1 protein-coding gene is annotated in these 2,618 nt (G+C 71.7%); it reads left to right on the forward strand.

Going from position 1 to position 2,618, the window contains the following annotated elements:
* Window positions 1-27: 27 nt before the first annotated feature.
* A partial coding sequence (locus tag H297_RS43875) for a type I polyketide synthase (protein WP_199787290.1) occupies window positions 28-2,618 on the forward strand: 2,591 nt, incomplete at its 3' end.

A 2,618-nucleotide genomic window follows, 5' to 3' on the forward strand; every position in this document is an offset into this window, starting at 1 on the left:
GCGGCGTTGAGTGCGTTGGGTCCGGGTGTGGTGCCGGATGCGGTGTTCGTGCCGACGGTGCGCAGGGAGCGGGACGAGATACGGGCTGTGGTGACCGCGCTGGCACACGCGCACGTGCGTGGGGCCGAGGTGGACTGGCGGACGGTGTTTGCCGACGCGGGCGCGGGCGCGGGTACGGACACGGGCCACGTGGACCTGCCCACATACGCGTTCCAGCACCAGCGCTACTGGCTTGCGAGCGACGGCACGCGTACCGGTGACATCCGCTCCGCAGGGCTCGAAACCACCGACCATCCGCTGCTGGGGGCGTCGGTGGAGCTGCCCCAGTCGGGCGGGCTGCTGCTGACCGGACAGTTGTCGGCGGCCGTCGAGGGCTGGCTGGCGGATCACGGGATACGGGGCACGCGACTCGTACCGGCGACCGTGTTCGTGGAGCTTGCCCAGCGGGCGGCCGACGCCGCCGGGTGCGGACACATCGTCGAACTGACGGTGGAGTCGCCTCTGGCGTTGCCCGAGCAGGAGCGGGTGGCGGTGCAGATGGCCGTCTCCGACGCGACGGGTGAGGCCGATCGTACGTTCACCGTCCATGCGAAGCGCCCCGGCCAGGGCTGGGTCCGGCATGCCAGCGGTGTGTTGACAGGGGAATCCCCGGTCGGCACCGTGCTGGACGTCGACACCGAATGGCCGCCTGCCGACGCTCGGGCGCTCGACATCGAGGGGCATTACGGGCACTTGGCGCAGGAGGGGTTCGACTACGGCCCGGCCTTCCGAGGGCTGCGCGCCGCATGGCGCCGTGGGCGGGACTTCTTCGCCGAGGTGGAGCTTCCCCGAGGACTGGGTGCCGAACGATTCGGAGTGCACCCCGCGCTGCTCGACGCGGCCTTCCACGTGTTGCGTGCCGACGGCGGCTCCGTCGTCGCCGAGGAAACCGCAGGGCTGCCGTTCAACTGGCGCGGCGTCCGGTTCGCCACGAAGGGCACGTCCACACTGCGGGTCCGGCTGTCACCGGCGGGTGGGAACGCGGTCTCGCTCGTGGCGACGGACGCGGAAGGCGTGCCGGTACTGGCGGTGGAGTCCCTCACGTTCCGCGCGGTGTCGGACGAGCAGCTGCGCCATGCGCGGCAGGGCGAATCGGACGCGCTGTTCCGCGTCGACTGGCAGCAGATCACCTCACCCGCCCAGCCGAGCGGTGCCCACTACGACGTGGTGCGTTGCGCGGGCGACGTGTCGGACGTCCGTGCGGTGCTGGACGAGGCGCTGACGTCGGTACGCGAGTGGCTGGTGCGGGAGAACTCCGACTCCGAACGTCTCGTCGTCGTGACGCACGGCGCGGTGGCATCGGGCGAGGAGGCCGACGGGAGCGGTGTCACCGACTTGGCCGGAGCTGCGGTGTGGGGCCTGGTGCGTGCTGCCCAGGTCGAGCACCCGGACCGGATCGTACTGGTCGACACGGACACGACGGCGGACGACGAGGTCCTTGCCCACGCGGTGGCGACCGGCGAGCCGCAGATCGCAGTGCGCGGCGGGACGCTGCATGTGCCCCGCCTGGTGCGAGCGCACAGCGTCCGGGCCGGCAGTGTCGCAGAGGACGGCAGCAGCGGAGCCGGAGCCCGCGACACCGGCGCGACGGGTTGGGACCCGTCGGGCACCGTACTCATCACCGGCGGTACCGGTCTGCTGGGTGCCGCGACAGCGCGACACCTGGTCGTCGGGCACGGCGTACGCCACCTTCTGTTGGTCAGCCGCACAGGCGCCGCAGACGACCTTGTGGCGGAGCTCGGCGCGCACGGGGCGGAAGCGACCGTCGCGGCGTGTGACGTCGCCGACCGCGACGCCGTCACCCGGTTGCTCTCCGAGATCCCTGCCGAGCATCCGTTGACGGCCGTGGTGCATGCGGCCGGTGCCCTGGACGATGCCGTGCTGGACGCGATGACCCCGGACCGGGTCGACGCGGTGCTGCGGCCGAAGGCGGACGCGGCATGGCTGCTGCACGAACTCACCCGCGATCTCGACCTCGACGCCTTTGTGCTCTACTCCTCCGTCGCGGGCACGTTGGGCGCCTCCGGGCAGGCCAACTACGCGGCTGCCAACGCCTTCCTCGACGGCCTGGCCCACCACCGGCGCGCACTCGGCCTGCCGGCCACGTCCCTCTCATGGGGGCTCTGGGCGCCTGACGGTGGTATGGCGGAACGCCTCGAAGAGACCGATCTGGCCCGCATGCGTCGGGCGGGCATCAGCCCCCTCGGTCTCGACGAGGGCCTGGCCCTCTTCGACGCCGCGCTGGCCTCCGGCGACCCGACACCTGTCGCCGTCAAGCTGGACACGGCTGCTCTGGAGCACAACGCCGACCGCTCAGCGGAGACGTCCGTCCCCGCGCTGCTCCGGTCGTTGGTACGCCCGCCCGCACAGCGCGACCGCGGGACAGCGGGTTCCACCGGCGGTGCCGAACTGCGGCAGAAGCTGGCTTCCTTGTCGTCGGCGGAGCAGCACGACCTGGTCCTCGACCTCGTACGCCGACGTGCTGCGGGGGTGCTGGGGCATGACTCGGTGGATGCGGTGGGTGCGGGTCGGGCGTTTCGGGAGGTGGGTTTTGATTCGTTGACGGCGGTGGAGTTGCG

This window comes from Streptomyces sp. CNT360, from assembly GCF_000424785.1.